The following is a 206-nucleotide window of genomic DNA, read 5'->3' on the forward strand; positions in this document are numbered from 1 at the left end:
CCGAACTGCTGCCCGGGCAGGCTGCTCCACAGCGTCGCCGCGGCCGCGACGAGGTCGGGCCAGCCGTGGAGGAGTCGGCCGGCGTCGTCGCCGGCGACGTCCCTCAGGAGGTGGCGCGCCGTGTGGTCGACGTCGTGCAGCAGCTCGCCGACGGTGCGGATGTCCCGAGATGTGAGCGGGATCTGCGTGGTGTCGAAGAGCGCGTC

General features: G+C 73.3%; 1 protein-coding gene. It reads right to left on the minus strand.

The window, feature by feature from the left end; genetic code table 11:
- Positions 1–206, minus strand: a 206-nt coding sequence (locus QWJ41_RS22640; protein WP_302710611.1) for a hypothetical protein, incomplete at both ends; no start/stop codon positions are given.

The sequence above is a fragment of the Nocardioides cremeus genome, assembly GCF_030518195.1.
Lineage (GTDB): Bacteria > Actinomycetota > Actinomycetes > Propionibacteriales > Nocardioidaceae > Nocardioides > Nocardioides cremeus.